The sequence below is a fragment of the Microtetraspora sp. AC03309 genome, from assembly GCF_020826795.1.
GTDB classification, from domain to species: domain Bacteria; phylum Actinomycetota; class Actinomycetes; order Streptosporangiales; family Streptosporangiaceae; genus Microtetraspora; species Microtetraspora glauca.
Genome location: NZ_JADDIL010000014.1, coordinates 109987 through 127578 on the forward strand (window position 1 = coordinate 109987; position 17592 = coordinate 127578).

General features: G+C 71.7%; 15 protein-coding genes. 8 read left to right on the forward strand and 7 right to left on the reverse strand.

What is annotated here, in order from left to right:
• The first annotated feature begins 82 nt into the window (after positions 1-82).
• Positions 83-1930 carry an ABC transporter ATP-binding protein gene (locus IMZ11_RS10560; RefSeq protein ID WP_228640072.1) on the forward strand — a complete coding sequence of 616 codons (1848 nt, stop codon included), beginning with the start codon at positions 83-85 and terminating at the stop codon, positions 1928-1930.
• Here IMZ11_RS10560 and IMZ11_RS10565 read toward each other — a convergent pair.
• Entirely contained in the window at positions 1908-2774 is an 867-nt protein-coding gene (locus tag IMZ11_RS10565) for a sulfotransferase (RefSeq protein ID WP_228640074.1), read from the reverse strand. The two genes, IMZ11_RS10560 and IMZ11_RS10565, sit on opposite strands and share 23 nt — an antisense overlap.
• Before the next feature lie 61 nt (positions 2775-2835).
• On the opposite strand from IMZ11_RS10565, the gene IMZ11_RS10570 reads away from it, so the two are divergent.
• Together IMZ11_RS10570 and IMZ11_RS10575 are read left to right on the forward strand one after the other, a co-directional pair.
• Positions 2836-3759 (forward strand): LD-carboxypeptidase, encoded by a 924-nt coding sequence (locus tag IMZ11_RS10570; RefSeq protein WP_228640076.1) that lies wholly within the window; start codon positions 2836-2838, stop codon positions 3757-3759.
• A 43-nt stretch (positions 3760-3802) separates the two neighbouring features.
• Entirely contained in the window at positions 3803-4759 is a 957-nt protein-coding gene (locus IMZ11_RS10575; RefSeq protein ID WP_228640078.1) for a hypothetical protein, read from the forward strand.
• Positions 4760-4834: 75 nt separating this feature from the next.
• Here IMZ11_RS10575 and IMZ11_RS10580 read toward each other — a convergent pair whose 3' ends face one another.
• On the reverse strand, positions 4835-6607 hold the full coding sequence (locus tag IMZ11_RS10580) for a glycoside hydrolase family 15 protein (protein WP_228640082.1): 1773 nt from the start codon (positions 6605-6607) through the stop codon (positions 4835-4837).
• A 10-nt stretch (positions 6608-6617) separates the two neighbouring features.
• Positions 6618-7235, reverse strand: coding sequence for a YitT family protein (locus tag IMZ11_RS10585; protein ID WP_228640084.1), 618 nt, complete (start codon positions 7233-7235; stop codon positions 6618-6620).
• Positions 7236-7298: 63 nt separating this feature from the next.
• Here IMZ11_RS10585 and IMZ11_RS10590 point away from each other — a divergent pair, with 63 nt between their 5' ends.
• Positions 7299-8726 (forward strand): PLP-dependent aminotransferase family protein, encoded by a 1428-nt coding sequence (locus tag IMZ11_RS10590; protein ID WP_228640086.1) that lies wholly within the window; start codon positions 7299-7301, stop codon positions 8724-8726.
• On the opposite strand, the gene IMZ11_RS10595 is transcribed toward IMZ11_RS10590, so the two are convergent.
• Both IMZ11_RS10595 and IMZ11_RS10600 read right to left on the reverse strand, forming a co-directional pair.
• Positions 8710-9324, reverse strand: a complete 615-nt coding sequence (locus IMZ11_RS10595; protein WP_061255610.1) for a trimeric intracellular cation channel family protein — start codon at positions 9322-9324, stop codon at positions 8710-8712. The two genes, IMZ11_RS10590 and IMZ11_RS10595, sit on opposite strands and share 17 nt — an antisense overlap.
• A 6-nt stretch (positions 9325-9330) precedes the next feature.
• Positions 9331-10803, reverse strand: a complete 1473-nt coding sequence (locus IMZ11_RS10600; RefSeq protein WP_228640089.1) for a peptide MFS transporter — start codon at positions 10801-10803, stop codon at positions 9331-9333.
• 186 nt (positions 10804-10989) lie between these two features.
• On the opposite strand from IMZ11_RS10600, the gene IMZ11_RS10605 reads away from it, so the two are divergent.
• The 3 genes from IMZ11_RS10605 to IMZ11_RS10615 all read left to right on the forward strand — a co-directional run bounded on the left by IMZ11_RS10605 (position 10990) and on the right by IMZ11_RS10615 (position 14839).
• Positions 10990-12822, forward strand: coding sequence for a long-chain fatty acid--CoA ligase (locus tag IMZ11_RS10605; RefSeq protein ID WP_228640092.1), 1833 nt, complete (start codon positions 10990-10992; stop codon positions 12820-12822).
• 78 nt (positions 12823-12900) lie between these two features.
• Complete coding sequence (locus IMZ11_RS10610) at positions 12901-13743, forward strand: hypothetical protein (protein ID WP_228640096.1); 843 nt, start codon at positions 12901-12903, stop codon at positions 13741-13743.
• 145 nt (positions 13744-13888) lie between these two features.
• Positions 13889-14839: a hypothetical protein gene (locus tag IMZ11_RS10615; RefSeq protein ID WP_228640099.1), complete on the forward strand. Its 951-nt coding sequence runs from the start codon at positions 13889-13891 to the stop codon at positions 14837-14839.
• Between the two features lie 66 nt (positions 14840-14905).
• Here IMZ11_RS10615 and IMZ11_RS10620 read toward each other — a convergent pair whose 3' ends face one another.
• Positions 14906-15475: an isoprenylcysteine carboxyl methyltransferase family protein gene (locus IMZ11_RS10620; RefSeq protein ID WP_228640101.1), complete on the reverse strand. Its 570-nt coding sequence runs from the start codon at positions 15473-15475 to the stop codon at positions 14906-14908.
• A 7-nt stretch (positions 15476-15482) separates the two neighbouring features.
• On the reverse strand, positions 15483-16538 hold the full coding sequence (locus IMZ11_RS10625) for a type III polyketide synthase (RefSeq protein ID WP_228640104.1): 1056 nt from the start codon (positions 16536-16538) through the stop codon (positions 15483-15485).
• A 164-nt stretch (positions 16539-16702) separates the two neighbouring features.
• On the opposite strand from IMZ11_RS10625, the gene IMZ11_RS10630 reads away from it, so the two are divergent.
• Complete coding sequence (locus IMZ11_RS10630) at positions 16703-17560, forward strand: GNAT family N-acetyltransferase (RefSeq protein ID WP_228640106.1); 858 nt, start codon at positions 16703-16705, stop codon at positions 17558-17560.
• Positions 17561-17592 lie beyond the last annotated feature (32 nt).

The window sequence follows — 17592 nt, forward strand, 5'->3', positions numbered from 1 at the left end:
AAGGAATCGGGAGTATCCTCCCGGGTGCTTCACAAGCGGGAGGACGAACGTGGCGATGATGGGTGGGGGCTACGGCCCCCAGATGATGCGGTCTCTCCGGCGTGACAGCTCGGTGACGAAGGAGCGGCTCGCGCCGGGCACCGTCCGGCGCATCGCGGGGTACGCCCGCCCGTTCAAGGGGCAGATCGCCGGGTTCCTCGTGCTCGTCGTGCTCGGCGCGCTGATCGTGGTCGCGAACCCGCTCCTGATGAAGTCGATCATCGACGACGGCATCAGGCTCGGCCGCGTCGACATCGTGCTCTGGCTGGCCGCCGCCATCGGCGTGCTCGCGGTGCTGGACGCCGGGATCGGCCTGGTCCAGCGGTGGTTCTCCGCGCGGATCGGCGAGGGCCTGATCTACAACCTCCGCACGGAGGTGTTCGACCACGTCCAGCGCATGCCCGTGGCGTTCTTCATGCGGGCGCAGACCGGCGCGCTGGTGTCCCGGCTGAACACCGACGTCATCGGCGCGCAGCGGGCCCTCACGAGCACGCTGTCGTCCGTGGTCTCCAACGTGGTCAGCCTCGTCGTGGTGCTCGGCGCCATGCTCGCGCTGTCCTGGCAGATCACCCTGGTCGCTCTGGTCCTGCTGCCGATCTTCATCTTCCCCGCGAAATGGGTCGGCCGGCGGATGTCGGCGCTCACCCGCGAGCAGATGCAGCTCGACGCGGAGATGAGCTCGATGATGACCGAGCGCTTCAACGTCGCCGGCGCCATGGTCGCCAAGCTGTACGGCAGGCCCGACGACGAGGCCGTCCACTTCGCCGGGCGGGCCGGGCGGGTGCGTGACGTGGGCGTGATCGTCGCGATGTACGGCGCGGTCTTCCGGATCGCGCTCGGCCTGGTCGCGGCGCTCGCCACCGCGCTGGTCTACGGCTTCGGCGGCGTCCTGTCGGTGAACGGGGTGTTCGAGGTCGGCACGCTGGTCGCCCTCGGCGCCCTGCTGATGCGCCTGTACGGCCCGCTGACCAGCCTGTCGAACGTGCACGTGGACGTGATGACCGCGCTCGTGAGCTTCGACCGGGTCTTCGAGGTGCTGGACCTCAAGCCCATGGTCGCGGAGGCGGCGGACGCCCGGCCGATCCCCGGCGGACCGGTGACGATCGAGTTCGACGACGTGCACTTCCGCTACCCGGCGGCTTCCGAGGTGTCGCTGGCCTCGCTCGAATCGGTCGCGCGGCCCGACACCGGTCCTTCCCAGCCGGTGCTCAAGGGCGTGACGTTCACCGCGCGGCCGGGGGAGCTGGTCGCCCTGGTCGGCCATTCCGGCGCGGGCAAGACCACCCTCACGTCGCTGGTGTCCCGCCTGTACGACGTGAACGAGGGCGTCGTCCGCCTCAACGGGCACGACGTCAGGCACGCCACGATGGACAGCATCAGGGACACGGTCGGCGTCGTCATGCAGGACTCCCACCTGTTCCACGACACGATCGGCAACAACCTGCGCTACGCGCGTCCCGATGCGACCGACGACGAGATCTGGGAGGCGCTGCGCGCGGCCCAGATCGGCGACCTCGTCGGCGCGCTGCCCGAGGGACTGGACACGGTCGTGGGTGACCGCGGATACCGGCTCTCGGGAGGTGAGAAGCAGCGCGTCGCGCTGGCCCGGCTGCTGCTCAAGGCGCCCGACGTCGTCGTGCTGGACGAGGCCACCGCCCATCTCGACTCCGAGTCCGAGGCGGCCGTGCAGAAGGCGCTCAAGATCGCGCTGGCCGGGCGGACGTCACTGGTGATCGCCCACCGGCTCTCCACGATCAGGGAGGCCGACACGATCCTGGTGATCCAGGACGGCCAGGTCGTGGAGCGCGGAGGCCACGACGAGCTGCTCGCCCGGGGCGGCGCCTACGCCGAGCTGTACCGGACCCAGTTCACAGGTAGCCCAGACGTGTGAGCTCCTCGCGCGCGACCTTCTCCACCAGCGCGAGGTCGGAGGCGGACAGCCGCGTGCGCCGGGCGGCCGCCGTGCCGTACAACGCGACCGTGGAGACCGCGGTCCCGAGGAACTCGGCCACGCCTTCGACGGCCTCGCCGGGCGCGGCCAGCATGTCCTCGTAGCGGAGCGTCAGCAGCTGCTCGCGGGGAAGCTCCTGGCGGAGCGCCGCGCTGAGCCGTACGGCACCCCGCCAGCGCAGCGCGCACTTGCCCGCGGCGGGCATCACCTTCCACCGGTCGCGGTGCTCGGCGGAGTTCACCCCGAGGAAGGGGTTGGGGAACTCCGCGTCCTCGGTGAGCATGTGGGGACGGAACCAGGCCATGCAGGCGGGGTCGGCCAGCATGTCGGCGACCACGTCCCGGCCGTCCCTGATGATCTGGACGAATCTGGCGTCGGGGAACGCCTGGAGCAGCACCGGCGCGCTGTAGAGCAGGTCGGGACCGGCGTCCCCGAACCTGGCCAGCGTCGCCGTCTGCGCGCACGGGCCCGTCCCGACGATGCCGCCCGCGTCCCGGCAGGCGGCGGGGCACTCGGCGCAGGCGTCCGGGCCGATCCGCCACGCCTCCGCGAGCGTGTCCCTGATCACGCTCGGCGCCCCGCCGCTGCGCGCGATGGACGGCCTGCGGGCGAACGCGTAGACGACGCGGGCCACCGCGGCGCGGCCCATCGTCACGTGGAAGCCCGGCGAACGTTTCAACGCACGGGCGAGGAGATCCGCGCCGGAGTGCGGGGCGGCGAGCACGAACACGGGACGGCGGACCTTGACGCCGTTGACAACCAAGATGTGTGTCGGAGGTCGCATAGGTACGGCTAGTCTGACAGCCTTTGCGAGGTGAACGAACGCATCCACACCGGGGCGCGCCGTGGCTGAGCTTCCACGCCGGTTGCGTCCCGGCGACACCGTGGCGGTCGTCGCCCCCTCGGGCCCGGTCGATCCGGCCCGGCTGGAACGCGGCGAGGACGTCCTCAAGGGGCTCGGCCTCGACGTGATCGTCGGCTCGCGGGTGCTGGGCAGGGAGGGTTTCCTCGCCGGTCCCGACTCCGCCCGCGTCGTCGATCTCCAGGCGGCGTGGTGCGATCCCGCGGTGTCCGCGGTGATCTGCGCCAGGGGCGGGTACGGCGCCACCCGGCTGCTCGAACCGCTCGACTGGGACGCGATGCGCGCGGCCGGGCCGAAGATCCTGCTCGGGTCGAGCGACATCACCGCGCTCCACCTCGCCTTCGCCAAGGAGATGGGCGTCGCGACGCTCTTCGGCCCCATGCCCGCCTGCGCGCTCCTCGGCGACCCGGAGGGCCCGGAGCCGGAGACGCTCGGCCATCTGCGCGGAGCCCTGTTCGAGGGGGAGCGGGCCGCCCCCGTCCACGGTGACCGGGTCCTCCTCCCCGGCCGGGCCGAGGGCCCGCTCGGCGGCGGGAACCTGAGCCTGCTCGCCGCCCTCTGCGGCACCCCGTACGGCTTCCGCGCCGACGGGCACATCGTGCTTCTCGAGGACGTGGGCGAGCAGCCGTACCGGATCGACCGGATGCTCACCCAGCTCCTGCAGGCGGGCAGCCTCGACGGCGCGGCCGGATTCGCGCTCGGCTCCTGGGTGGGGTGCGGTGACCCCGGCGAGGTGCTCGACGTGCTGACCGACCGGCTGGCCCCGCTCGCCGTGCCGATCATCGCGGGGCTCCCGATCGGCCACGGCTCACCACAGTTCAGTGTGTGGATGGAGGCGGATGGGGTTATTGATACACAATCGTGTTCTCTGACGGGTCTCTTCCGCGATCCTGAGAGGGCACCCTAAAGTCCGCCCGGAAATTTCCTGGCAGCGGCGGAGGGATGGTGCTTTGGGACTCTTGCGGCGACTGCGCGGCCGGAAGCGGCCTGACCTTCCCGCACCGAGATCCGTCGAGGACGTCGACCTCGACTCCCTGCTCGCCCTGGTCGCCGAGACCATGGGCTTCACGTGCGTGTTCGCCCCGGACGGCGGGTCACTGACGATGGGCTCCCCGCCGCTCGGCGACGGCCACGACACCCGGCCGGGCCAGGTCCGCGTGGTGAATCTGGTCGGGCTGCGGCGCGAGGCCGCCCGCCGGTCCCGCGAGGACTGGCCGATGCTCGTCTCCGAGCACCTCGCCCACGCCGTGTCCGGTGAGCCGTTCGACGCCTGCAACCTGGCCCCGATCCGGCCGCTGCTGCGCACCCGGGTGCGCGCCGCCGACGACCCCGCGATCCCCGACCCCTCCCGGATCATCGGCCGCCACCTCAGCGCCGACCTGATCGAGGTCCTCACGATCGGGGCCCGGCCGGTACGCCCGGAGGAGGCGTTCTGCTGGCCCATCCCCCCGGCCGAGGCGCTCGACGTGGCGGTGGCGAACGCCCTGGCGGACGAGCGGCCGGCGGTGTCGCGGATCGACCTCGGCGGGGTGCGCGCGGGCCTGCTGTCCGCGCCCAGTGCGGCGGCCCACCTGCGCAGCCTGGAGCGGTATGTCCCGGTCCCGGACGACGGCATGCTGGTCGCCCTGCCCCACCCCGGCGTGGTGGCCCTCCACCCGGTCGACGGGATCGGCGTGGTCCGCGCGATCGAGCGGCTGCGGATCTTCGCCCAGCGGGAGTACGACGAGCGGCACGACGGGCTGAGCCCCCACGTCTACTGGTGGCACATCGACGCCGGGCACGGATGGCGGCTGACCCGCATCCAGGCCGACGTGGTCGCCCAGGACGGGCAGACCCGCCTCGTCATCGCGCCGCCGCCGGAGTTCGCCCGGCTCCTGGCCCGGATCGCGAACCGGGCCCGGCCGTAGGGCGCGGCGAAAACCCCGCGGCACGGCGGGCCGTTCCGCGATGTGTGAGGGGATGTGTGAGGGGATGCGTGAGGGTCAGACGCTGAGCGCCTGCGCGGTGTGGATCAGCGGCACGTGGCTGAACGCCTGCGGGAAGTTGCCCACCAGCCGCCCGTAGCGCGGGTCGTACTCCTCGGCGAGCAGGCCGACGTCGTTGCGCAGGGCGAGCAGCCGCTCGAACAGTTCGATCGCCTCCTTCCTGCGGCCCACCATCGCCCTGGCCTCGGCCAGCCAGAAGCTGCACGCGAGGAACGCGCCCTCGCCGCCCGGCAGGCCGTCGACGGTGTTCTCGGTGGCGACGGGATAGCGCAGCACGAAACCGTCCGTCATCAGCTCGCGCTCGATCGCCTCGATCGTGGAGCGCACCCGGGGATCCTCCGGGGGCAGGAAGCCGACGATCGGGATCATCAGCAGCGACGCGTCCAGCTCGCGGGAGCCGTACGACTGGGTGAAGGTGCCGCGTTCGGCGTCGAAGCCCTTCTCGCACACCTCGGCGTGGATCCGGTCGCGCAGGGCGGCCCAGCGCTCCACCGGGCCGGTGCGGTGCAGCTCGTGGACCACCCGGACGACCCGGTCGACGGCGACCCACGCCATGATCTTGGAGTGAACGAAGTGCCGCCGGGGGCCGCGGACCTCCCACAGGCCCGCGTCGGGCAGCTGCCAGCCCGTCTCCAGGAACTCCATCATCCTGCGCACCAGGGACCAGGCGTGGTTGCTGGGCGGCAGCCCCTCGCGGCGCGAGACGTACAGGGAGTTGACGACCTCGCCGTAGACGTCGAGCTGGAACTGCGTGGCCGCGCCGTTGCCGATGCGGACCGGAGCGGAGTCCTCGTAGCCGGGGAGCCAGCCGAGGGTCAGCTCGGGCAGCCGCCGCTCGCCGGCCACGCCGTACATGATCTGCATGTCCTCCGGGCGCCCGGCGATGGCCCGCAGCAGCCACTCGCGCCAGGCGCGGGCCTCCTCCAGGTATCCCGCGCCGACGAGGGCGTCGAGGGTCATCGCGGCGTCGCGCAACCAGCAGAAGCGGTAGTCCCAGTTGCGGGTCCCGCCGAGGTCCTCGGGCAGCGAGGTCGTGGGGGCGGCCACGATCCCGCCGGTCGGGGAGTAGGTCAGCGCCTTCAAGGTGATCAGCGAGCGGACCACCGCCTCCCGCCAGCGGCCCTGGTAGGTGCACCCGGAGACCCACTGCTTCCAGAGCTGCTCGGTCTCCGAGAGCTGCTCGAACGGGTCGATCAGCTCGGGCGCGGCCTCGTGCGAGGGCTGCCAGGTGAACACGAACGGCAGCCGGTCCCCGGCCGAGACGTTGAAGGTGGCGGCGTGCCGGTAGTGGCCGCCCTTCAGCGGGACGGGGGAGCTCAGCCACACCGAGTCGGGGCCGCCGACGGCGAGCACGTTGCCCTCCACACGGCGCACCCACGGCACGATCCGGCCGTAGTCGAACCGGATGCGGATCTCGGTGCTCATCTCGACGGTCCCGGACAGGCCCTCCACGATCCGCACCAGGTCGGGGTTGGACTGCCGGGGTGGCATGAAGTCGGTCACCTTCACCGAGCCCGTGGGGGTCTCCCACACGGTCTCCAGGATCAGCGTCTCGTCCCGGTAGGCCCGTCGCGTGGCCATGGACCCGTCCTCGCGCCAGGCGCTCGAGGGCGCCAGCCTCCAGGAGCCGTTGGACGCGTCCCCGAGCAGTGCGGCGAAGCAGGCGGGGGAGTCGAACCTCGGCAGGCAGAGCCAGTCGATCGAGCCGTTCCGGCCGACGAGAGCGGCCGATTGCATGTCTCCGATGAGGGCGTAGTCCTCGATCCGCATGCCGATCACGCTAATACGTGCGGGCGGGTACGGCGCGCAGAGCTTTCATGAAGAACTGGGTCGTGGGCCCGATCGTGAGGGCGAAGACGATCGTTCCGACGCCGACGGTGCCGCCGAGGAGCCAGCCCACGGCGAGCGCGGTCAGCTCCACCAGAGTCCTGGCCACGCGGATCGACAGGCCGAGGCGGTGGAGCCCGGTCATCAGGCCGTCACGTGGCCCGGCGCCGAACCCCGCGCCGATGTACAGGCCCGAGGCGGCGGCGATGCAGACGATGCCGCCGAGCAGGAAGGCCCACTTCAGGACCCAGTGGGACGGGACGGTGACCAGCGCCATGGTGGCGTCGGCGCAGGTGCCGACCACCAGGACGTTGCTGATCGTGCCGAGGCCGGGGCGCTGGCGCAACGGGATCCACAGCAGCAGCACCAGAGCGCCGACGAGGTTGATGCACAGGCCCATCGACCAGCCGGTACGGATCGCCATCCCCTGGTGGAAGACCTCCCAGGGGTCGAGACCGAGCCCGGAGTGGACCAGCAGGCCGATGCCGACGCCGTATCCCGCCAGGCCGACGTACAGGCGCAGGAGTCGGGCGGCCAGGGAACCGGAGCGGGGCAGTGAGAGTTCGCTCATAGTGGTTCCCATACTTCGGGCCATTTACTTGCAAATAAAGGGCCAATCAGGAAAATTGGACTTATGGACCGTCATCTTAGTGCGCTCCAACTGGCCAGGATCATCGAGGTCCCGGCGGGTGCCCGGCCGTACTACAAGGCCCTCGCGGAGGCGGTGCGGACGCTGATCCTGGACGGCCGGCTGGCCGTACGGGTGCGGCTGCCCGCCGAACGGCACCTCGCCGAGGCGCTGCGCGTCAGCCGTACGACGGTCACCACCGCCTACGACCGGCTGAGGGAGCAGGGCTTCCTGGAGAGCCGCCAAGGGGCGGGCAGCTGGACCGCGCTGCCCGATCCGGCCGCGCTCGGCGTCGAGGGGCCCTGGATCGTCCCCGACGACGCCGGACGGCTCCCGCTGCACTGTGCCGCGCCGCCCGCGACGCCCTACCTCGGCGACGCCATCGCCGAAGCCGGCAGGGCCTACCACCGGTACGCGCTGGGCATGGGATACGACCCCGTCGGTGTCGCGCCGCTGAGGGAGGCCATCGCCCGGAGGTACGGCGAACGCGGCCTGGCGACCCGGCCCGAGCAGATCATGGTCACCGCGGGCGCCCAGCACGCCATCCACCTCGTCATGACGCTGCTCGTCGGCCCGGGGGACCCGGTGCTGGTGGAGTCGCCGACCTTCCCGCACGCGATCGACGTCGCGCGGTTGCGCGGCGCCCGCCTGGTCCCGACCGGCATCCAGGAGGACGGCTGGCACATGGACCTGCTGACGGGCGCGATGCGGCAGTCCGCCGCCCGCCTCGCGTACGTCATCCCGGACTTCCAGAACCCCACCGGCCACCTCATGGGCGACGCGGAGCGGGCCGCGCTGGTGGCCGCCGCCCGCCGCCACGACACGACGGTGCTCGCCGACGAGACCTGGGCCGAACTGGCGCTCGACGACGTCGGGCGCCGCTCGCCGCTCGCCGCCTTCGACACCGACGGCCGGGTGATCAGCGTCGGCTCGGCGTCCAAGCTCTGGTGGGGCGGCCTGCGCGTCGGCTGGATCCGCGCCACCGCCGCGCTGGTCCGGCGGCTCGCGCTCTTCCGGGCGTCCGTGGACATCGCCGGCGCGGTCTTCGAGCAGCTGGTGGTGACGCACCTGTTCGACCGGCTGGAGGAGACCCGTGCCGACCGGTGCCGGTCGCTGCGCGCCTCGCGGGCCGCGCTCACCGAGGCGCTGCGCGAGGAGCTGCCCTCGTGGTCCTTCACGCCGCCCTCGGGAGGCGGCTCGCTGTGGATCAGGCTGGACGCGCCCGTCGCGACCCCGCTCGCCGACGCGGCGGCGGCCAGGGGCGTGCGGATCGCGCCCGGACCGTGGTTCGGCGTCGACGGGACGCTCGAACGGTACGTCAGGATCCCGTTCACCCAGCCGCCCGACGTCCTCACCGACGCGGTCCACCGCATCGCCGCCGGAACCGGATCGTACGGCTACCGCCCGGGGGAGCCGCTCACCCCGACCCTCTGATGCCCCTGGCGAGGGGCGCCCGCCAGCCGAAGCGCATGGCGAGGATGCGGAACGTGAAGGCGAGCAGGGCCGAGAACAGGGTGGCGGCGAACCCGCGCACGCCCGCCGTGTACAGGATGGCCATCGCCGTGGAGCCGAGCATCGCCGGGACGGCGTAGAGCTGACGGTCGTAGAGCAGGGTCGGCATCTCGCCGGACAGGACGTCGCGGATGACGCCTCCGCCCACGGCGGTGCAGACGCCGAGGAGCACGGCGTGCAGCGGGGCCAGGCCGGCGTGCAGCGCCTTGGTGGTCCCGACCGCGCAGAACAGGCCGAGCCCCGCCGCGTCGAAGACCAGCACCCCGGGCATGGCCCGCTCGACCTGGGGATGCCAGAGGAAGGCGATCGCGGTGGCCGCGATCGGCACCAGCAGATATCCGGTGTCGCGGAAGGCGGCCGGCTGAACGCCGATGAAAAGGTCGCGCATGATGCCGCCGCCGACGGCGGTGAAGAACGCGAGCACCACCATGCCGACGACGTCCAGCCGCTTGCGCACGCCTTCCAGCGCGCCGGACAGGGCGAAGACGAAGATCCCGGCGAGGTCGAGGACGGGGGTCACGGCTCATCAGTCTCGCATAAGGCGCGCGAGCCGCTTCGAGAAGACCAGCATCGCGAGACCCGCCACCACGGAGACGAGGGCCAGGCTCAGGTAGTACATCGGCATCGGGATCACGGAGGTCAGCCGGTACGCCTGACCGCCGATCGAGTCGCCCAGGGCGACGGCGAGGAACCAGACACCCATCATCTGGTTCACGAACGCGTGCGGGGCGAGCTTGTTGGTGACCGACAGGCCGACCGGGCTGATGAACAGCTCGCCGATCGTCTGGACGAGGTACACCGAGATCAGCCACATGATCGACACCTTGGCCGGGCCGGACGCGGCCACCGCGGCCGCGGCCATCACCACGAAGCTCAGCCCGATCACGACGAGCGCGACCGCGAACTTGAGCGGTGTGCCGATCCGGTCGCCCGCCTTGATCCAGATCTCCGCGAACACCGGCGCCAGGATGATGATCGCGACGGAGTTGACGTTGGACACCCAGCCGGGCGGCACGTCGAAGCCGAGGATGTTCAGGTCGGTGCGCTCCTGGGCGAAGAGCGTGAGCGCCCCTCCGGCCTGGTCGTAGATCATCCAGAAGATCGCGGCGGCGGCGAACAGCCACACGTACGCGGTCAGCCGGGTCCGCTCCTCCGGGGTGATCTCGTGCGTACCGGCGAACAGGAAGACGAAGTACGCCGCGGGGACGACGGCGGACAGCACCGTCAGCACGATGGTGAAGCGATCGAGGGTCAGCGTCCCGCTGGCCGCCCACAGGGCCATCGCGGTCACCGCCGCCACGGCCGTGGGCAGGGCGATCCGCGTGAAGCGGGCCCGCTCCTCGGGCGTCAAGCGGTGCTCGGGGTGCTCGCCGGCGCCCTTCAGGTGCCGCCGGCCCAGCACGTATTGCAGGAGCCCGAAGGCCATGCCCACCGCCGCCGCGCCGAACGCCAGGTGCCAGCGGTCGCCCCGCTGCAGCCACGGCACGACCTGGATCCCGGCGAACGCGCCCACGTTGACGCCCATGTAGAACACCGAGTAGCCGGAGTCGCGGCGGGCGTCGTCCTCATGGCGGTAGAGGTCGCCGACGATGGCCGAGATGTTCGGCTTCATCAGGCCGCTGCCCAGCGCGATCAGGGTGAGGCCCAGCCACACGAACCCGCCTCCCGCGGGTACGGCCATGCTCGTGTGCCCCGCCATGATGACGGCCCCGCCGTACAGCACGGCCCTGCGCGGGCCGAGGATCCGGTCGGAGATCCACCCGCCCGCGAGGGCGAGCAGGTAGACCGAGGCGATGTAGACGCCGTAGACGCCGACCGCGGTGACCTTGGGCAGGCCCATCCCCCCGCGCACCGGGGGAGCGGTGAGGAACAGCACCAGGATGGCCCGCATGCCGTAGTAGCTGAACCGCTCCCACATCTCGGTGCCGAACAGCGTGGCCAGGCCGCGCGGATGCCCGAAGAACGTCCGCTCGCGTGCTACCCGCGTCTCCGATTCCATGTCCTGTCCCCGCACTGTCCCCGATCACGGCGGGAAGCCGACACATCGCCGCGCGTATACGGATGAGTGCCCCGTGGCCGGTACGGCAAGCGCCGAGGGACCCGTTGCTGACTGGGTCTTGTCCGGCTTGATCGGATGTGGTGCGATGCAGGCCACTCGTCCAAGACTCCACGCACTGGAGGCGCGATGCCCGGGGTCCTTGAGGAGCGCGCCGCGATCGAGAACGAGATCGCGGGCCTGACGATCTGTGAACAGCTCAGGCGGACGGCCGCCGATCATCCTGACGCACCCGCCTACTCCGATCCCCTGGACGGCGGCTGGACCACCCTCACGTACGCGGAGGCGCGGCGGAGGGTCCTGGAGATCGCGGCCGGGTACGCCGCCCTGGGCGTCGGCCCAGGCGACGCGGTCGCCCTGATGATGGTCAACCGGAGTGAGCACGTCCTCGCCGACCTGGGAGCGGTCCACGCGGGCGCCGTCCCCTGCTCGGTCTACAGCACCTTCACGCCCGACCAGGTGGCGTTCATCGCGGACGATGTCGCGGCCAAGGTGGTCGTCCTCGGCGGCCCCGCCGATCTGGCCCGCTGGGAGCCGGTCCTCTCGGAGCTGCCCCGGGTGGAGAAGGTCATCGTGCTCGACGGGGCGCCGGCCGGTGACCGCTTCCTGAGCTGGGAGGACTTCCTGGCCCTCGGGGCCGAGCGGCTGGCCGCCGATCCCGAGGCGATCGAGTCCCGCTGGCGGGCGGTCGGCCCCGGCGACGTGGCGACCGTCCTCTACACGTCCGGCACCACCGGGAACCCGAAGGGCGTGCCGCTCACCCACACCAACGTGGTCTACGAGGCCGCGGCCACCGACAAGATGACGAAGCTGCCCACCCTGGGCACGCAGATCTCCTACCTCACCTACGCCCACATCGCCGAGCGCGTGCTCAGCCTCTACCTGCCGGTCTTCAAGGTCTCCCACGTCTATTTCTGCACCGACCTGGCGCACCTGGGCGGGGCCCTCGCCCAGGTCAAACCGATGATGTTCTTCGGCGTGCCCCGGGTCTGGGAGAAGATGGCGGCCCGGCTCCAGGCGCTGCTCGCCACCCAGCCGCAGGAGCAGCAGGACAACGTCCGCGCGGCCATGGCCGCCGGGCTCGCCTATGTCGAGGCCGGCCAGTACGGCGCGACCGCCACGCCAGAGGTCCAGGCCGCCTACGACCGGGCGGACGCCGCGCTGCTCTCCGTCATCCGGGCCATGATCGGCTTCGACCGGGCGGAGTGGCTCGCCACCGCCGCCGCTCCCATGCCGATCGAGGTGCAGCGCTTCTTCGCCGGCCTCGGCATGAAGGTCGTGGACGTGTACGGCATGACCGAGACGACCGGCGCGTTCACGGCCAACAGCCCGGCCGTGTACAAGCTGGGCACGGTCGGCCGGGCGGAGCCGGGCGTCGAGGTGCGGATCGCCGAGGACGGCGAGATCCTCACGCGTAGCCCGCTCAACACCAGCGGCTACCTCAACCGCCCGGACGCCGGTGCCGACCTCTTCGACGCGGACGGCTGGCTGCGCACGGGCGACGTCGGATCGGTCGACGAGGACGGCTTCATCCGGATCGTCGACCGCAAGAAGGAGCTCATCATCACCGCGGGCGGCGAGAACATCTCACCGGCCAACATCGAGAACGCGCTCAAGGAACATCCGCTGGTCGGGCAGGCCCTCGCCTACGGCGACCGCCGGCCGTACCCCGTGGCGATCCTGACCCTCGATGGCGAGATCGCCCCGGGATGGGCGCGGGCGCAGGGCATCTCGTTCGCCGACCTCGCCGAGCTGGCCGAGCACCCGGACGTGCTGAAGGCGGTCGAGGCCGCGGTGGAGGCGGCGAACGCCAAGCTCGCCCGGGTTCAGCAGGTGAAGAGGTGGCGGCTGCTCCCGGTCGAGTGGACACCGGAGACGGAGGAGCTCACCCCCAGCCTCAAGCTCAAGCGGCGCGTCATCCACGCCAGGTACGCCGGGATGATCGACGCGATGTACGACTGAGGCCGGGCCGACGTTTTGCCATCCGGGGTGGTTATCCACCCCGGGGGCATTACCCGGGGCTGCCTACGGTCTTCGGCCATGAGCAGACGTCTAATCGCCAGGGTGGTCGTCACGGCCGCCGTTCCGCTCGCCGCTCTCGGGGCCGCGGCGCAGACACCGGCGTCGGCCGACGACGAGCTGGCCATCCGATCCGTCACCGTCCAGCCGGGCGACCCGGTCGTCGGCCCCTCCGGGTCCGTGAAGCTGGTGGTCGATGTTGTCGCCCGCGGAGCGCGGGGCGACAACGGGGTCACCGTCAAGGTCGAGCCGGGCCCGCCGCCCGCCGCCTCCACCGGGCAGCCGGGTGGCGCCATGCAGGCCGTCACCCCGGTCAAGCCGGCCATCTCCTCGACGCCGCGCCCGCCGTTCATCAACGGGAGCAGCGGCGCCGTCTCGGTCTCGGGGACGCAGTCCACCCAGGGCGGCCAGGGCGCCGACCGCATCACCGGCTGGGAGAAGTGGCGGTTCCAGCCGGCGACCGGCCTGTCCCGCTGGTATCCGAGCGGCCAGTGGACCGTGGTCGCGACCGCGAAGGGCGCGAACGGCGCCACGGTGAACAGCTACACGACCTTCTACCTCCGGCGCGCGACCCGGCTGGAAGGGGTCAGGGTGAACCGCGACGCGAACGGCACGCAGGTCACCGGAACCCTGCTCCGGGTCGATCCGAGCGGCCAGGTCGACTACCGGCCCTTCGCCGGCCGGGAGGTCGTGCTCCGCTTCCGCCCGCAGGGGGCGACCGAGTGGAAGGACATGGGGACCGCCGTCACGAACAAGGACGGCTGGTTCGCGAGCCAGGAGCGGGCGAAGAGCACGGGCACCTGGCGGGTCGAGTTCGTGGGAGCGCCACGGTACGCATCGGACACCAGTGACGTAACGGGCTGATATCACAATCAACTGAAGGCAAGTTGCGAATTTGTGATGTTTTGCCTGTCAATCTCAGGCAACTTTCCTCATCCTTTGCGCGTCTTTGACGTAGGCGCGCCCCACTGCCGGGGCGCGTTCGCAACGGGGAGAGGAAATAACCCTCATGGTGAAACGCATCACCGCCGCAATGGTGGCGGCCGCCATGAGCGCCACGGCGCTCGCGGCGGCCACTCCGGCCTTCGCGGACGTCCCGGACGCCTCCAGCAGCCCGAGCCCGGAGGTCTCCCAGACGCCCGAGGCCTCCTCCTACCGGGCGGACTCCCGGATCCTGTCGGTCGACGTCACCCCCGGCACGGTCGTCGTCAGACGGCATGGCTCGGTCCGCGTGACGGCCACGGTCCGGACGAAGGACGTCAAGGACGTCAAGATCGAGGTCCTGGAGCCCCGCGGTGGCGGTCACGGTGGAGGCCACGGTGGCGGCCACGGTCACTGGTCGGCCAGGAAGGACGACAACCCGGCCGACCGGCACGGGCCCAAGTGGGACACGAAGACCGAGTCCTGGGACTTCGACTGGAGCCACAAGACGGGCGCCTGGACGGTGCACGTCGAGGCTCTCGGCTACGACGGCCAGGTCAGGGTCGCCGACCGGACCTTCTATGTGAAGCGCGACGACTGGCGCAGGCCGCCGGCGCCTCGCGGGCCCAAGGCCACCCGGATCAGCGGCTTCGACGCCACGCCCGAACCGGTGAGGAAGGGCCGCAAGCTCAACCTCCAGGGCAAGCTCGAGGTCGCGCAGTGCTACAGCGACTGGTACTACGACTGGGACGAGTACGACAGCCGCTGGGGCCGTGGCGACTGCTACGAGAGCCGGGGCTACTGGCACAACTGGCACTGGCTCGGCACCCAGGACGTCGGGATCTACTTCCTGCCCGCGGGCTCGCGCAAGTGGAGGTACGTCGAGACCGTCGAGACCGACGGCTCCGGCCGCTTCTTCACCCAGGTCCGGGCCTTCCAGTCCGGCACCTGGGGCGTGCGCTTCGACGGCAACGGCCGTCTGAAGGGCTCGGAGGCGTCCGACTACGTGAAGGTCGTCGGCGGCTGGCACCGCCACTAGGACGTGACTCGCGGATCCAGCCGTGACGATTCACGGCGGGCACCGGATCCGGGGGCACGACCTGCGCTACATCGCTGATCGGTTCGCCCGGTTCCCTCGTGGAACCGGGCGTTCCGCGTTTCCCGCCGCTCCGGCGAGCGCGGCCTCCTCGCATCTGATCCGCACGACCATGAGGACCGCGTTGAGCACGGTGAACCCGGCCGCGGTCAGCCACGCCGTATGCACCAGCGGCAGCGCCACCCCCTCCACGGCCACGGCCACATAGTTGGGATGGCGCAGCCAGGAGAGCCGGTACGGCCCGCGGCGTACCGGCGGCATTCCCGGCATCACGATCACCCGTGTGTTCCAGCGCGGGCCGAGCGAGACGACGCACCACCAGCGCAGTCCCTGGGCGGCCAGGACCAGGGCGAGCATGGGCCAGCCGAGCGCCGGGACGAACGGCCGCCCGGCCAGCCGTACCTCGACCAGGCAGGAGACGAGCAGCCCGGTGTGCAGCGCGACCAGCCACGGGTAGTGGGCCCGCCCGCTGACCACGCCGCCGCGGGCCAGGCTCCACCGGGCGTTGCGCCGGGCCACGACCAGTTCGGCGACGCGTTCCGCCGCCACCCCGAGGACGAGCAGGGCGTACCAGGGCACGGCGCCGTTACCAGCGCAGCAGTACGAGCTCGGAGCAGAAGCCGGGGCCCATCGCGAGGAGGACGCCCGGAGTGCCCGGGGGAGGCGGGTGCGGCGACGCCAGCGTGTCCCGCAGCACGAACAGCACGGACGCGGAGGAGAGGTTCCCGGCCTCGGCCAGGGAGCGCCATGTCAGGTCCAGCGCGCCGTCCGGCAGGTCGAGGGCCTCGGCCACGGCCTCAAGCACCTTCGGGCCGCCCGGGTGGCAGACCCACGCGCTCACGTCACCCGTCGTCAGCTCCTGGTCGGACAGGAACCCGCGCATGTCGTCGGCCAGATGGGTGCGCACCAGCGCCGGGATGCCCACGTCGAGCACCACCTGGAAGCCGCTGTCGCGGACGTCCCAGCCCATCACCCGCTCGGAGTCGCGATACAGGCGGCTGCGGGTGGCGACCACGGCCGGGCCGGACGCGCGCCGCTCGTCGCCGCACGCCACCACGGCGGCGGCGCCGTCCCCGAACAGGCCGCTCGCCACCAGGTTCGCGATCGAGGAGTCGCCGCGTTGCAGGGTGAGGGAGCAGAGCTCCACCGAGAGCAGCACGGCCACCTCGCCGGGCGCGCCGCGCAGGTAGTCGTGCAGACGCGCGATCCCCGCGGCCCCGGCGACGCATCCGAGGCCGAAGACCGGGACACGCTTGACGTCGGGGCGCAGGCCGAGCCGCCCGGCCATCCTGGCGTCGATCGAGGGCGCGGCGACGCCGGTCGTCGAGGCGACGATGATCATGTCCACGTCGGACGCGGCCAGCCCGGCCGTGTCGAGCGCCCCGCCCACCGCCTCGACGCCCAGATCCACCGCGGCGTCGACGTAGATCTCGTTCGCCATTCCGAAGCCGTCGAGCTTGCCGTAGTCCTCGATCGGCAACACCAGATGGCGATGCCCGACCCTGGTGCTCGTGTGCAGCCGGTCGAGGAACTCCCGGCCGGACTCCGGGATCAGCCATAGTTCCGCCAGCCGGTCCGTGATCTCCTCCTGGGCGTACCGGTTCGGGGGGAGGACGCACTGGACGGCGGCGATTCGCGTCATAGAAGCCTCCCTGCAGGGAAATGCTCTCTTTTTCCTAAATGCCCGATTATCTGGTCGGCATGCCTGGGCCACCGAAGGGGAGGACGCCGTGAGATGCGCGAACGGCCCGAGCCGGGAGCATCGCACGGCCCGGAGCACGGTGGATGTTGTGGCACAGTATGGCCGTGACGGACACGTACATAAGGGACGCAACGGTCGCTGATCTGGACGCCATCGCGGCGGTGGCCGTCGCGACCGGCCAGGGCGAGGAATGGACGGGAGCCGACCCGGCCTACATCGGTCACCTGCTCGTCCACGGCCGGGTGGTGGTCGCCGAGCAGCGCGGGACGGTGACGGGATTCGGCGCGACCCGCCGGATCGGCGAGGGGCCGGAGGCGGTGACGATGCTCTGCGACCTGTTCGTCGATCCGGGATCCCACGGCCTCGGCGCGGGCCACGCCATGCTCTCCGCCCTGTGGCAGGACACCCCCCGGCGGATGACCTTCAGCAGCCTGCACGCGCACGCGCTGCCGCTGTACACGAGGTCCGGTCTGGACGCCTGGTGGCCGCTCCTCTACCTGGCCGGGGACGTACGGGCGCTGAGCACCCCGGCCCGCTGGACGGTCTCGGAGGCGACCTCCGGCGAGGTCGCCGAGCTGGAGCGGCGGTGGACCGGGACCGACCGCGCCGCCGACCACGCGGCCTGGGCCGCCCGTCCGGGAGGGCTCGCGGTCCTCGCGATCCGTGACGGCGTGGCGGTGGCGGCGGCCACCGTGGCCGGGGCGGGGCCGGAGTACGGCATCGTGCACCTGGCCGTGGAACCCGGATCGGTCCCCCACGTGGCCCGGGACGCGGTCGTCGCCGTGCTGGCCTCCCTGGAGCCGCCCGACGGCCGGGCCCGGGTCTGCCTGCCCGCCCCGCACGCCGCCACGCGGCCCCTGCTCTCCGCCGGGTGGCGCAGCGACGCCATGGACATGTTCATGGCGACCGATCCCGGCCTGCTCGACCCGCGCAGATCCGTCCCCTCTCCCGCGCTGGCCTGAGCGCCGTCCAGGGGCCCGCCACTCCCTCGCCG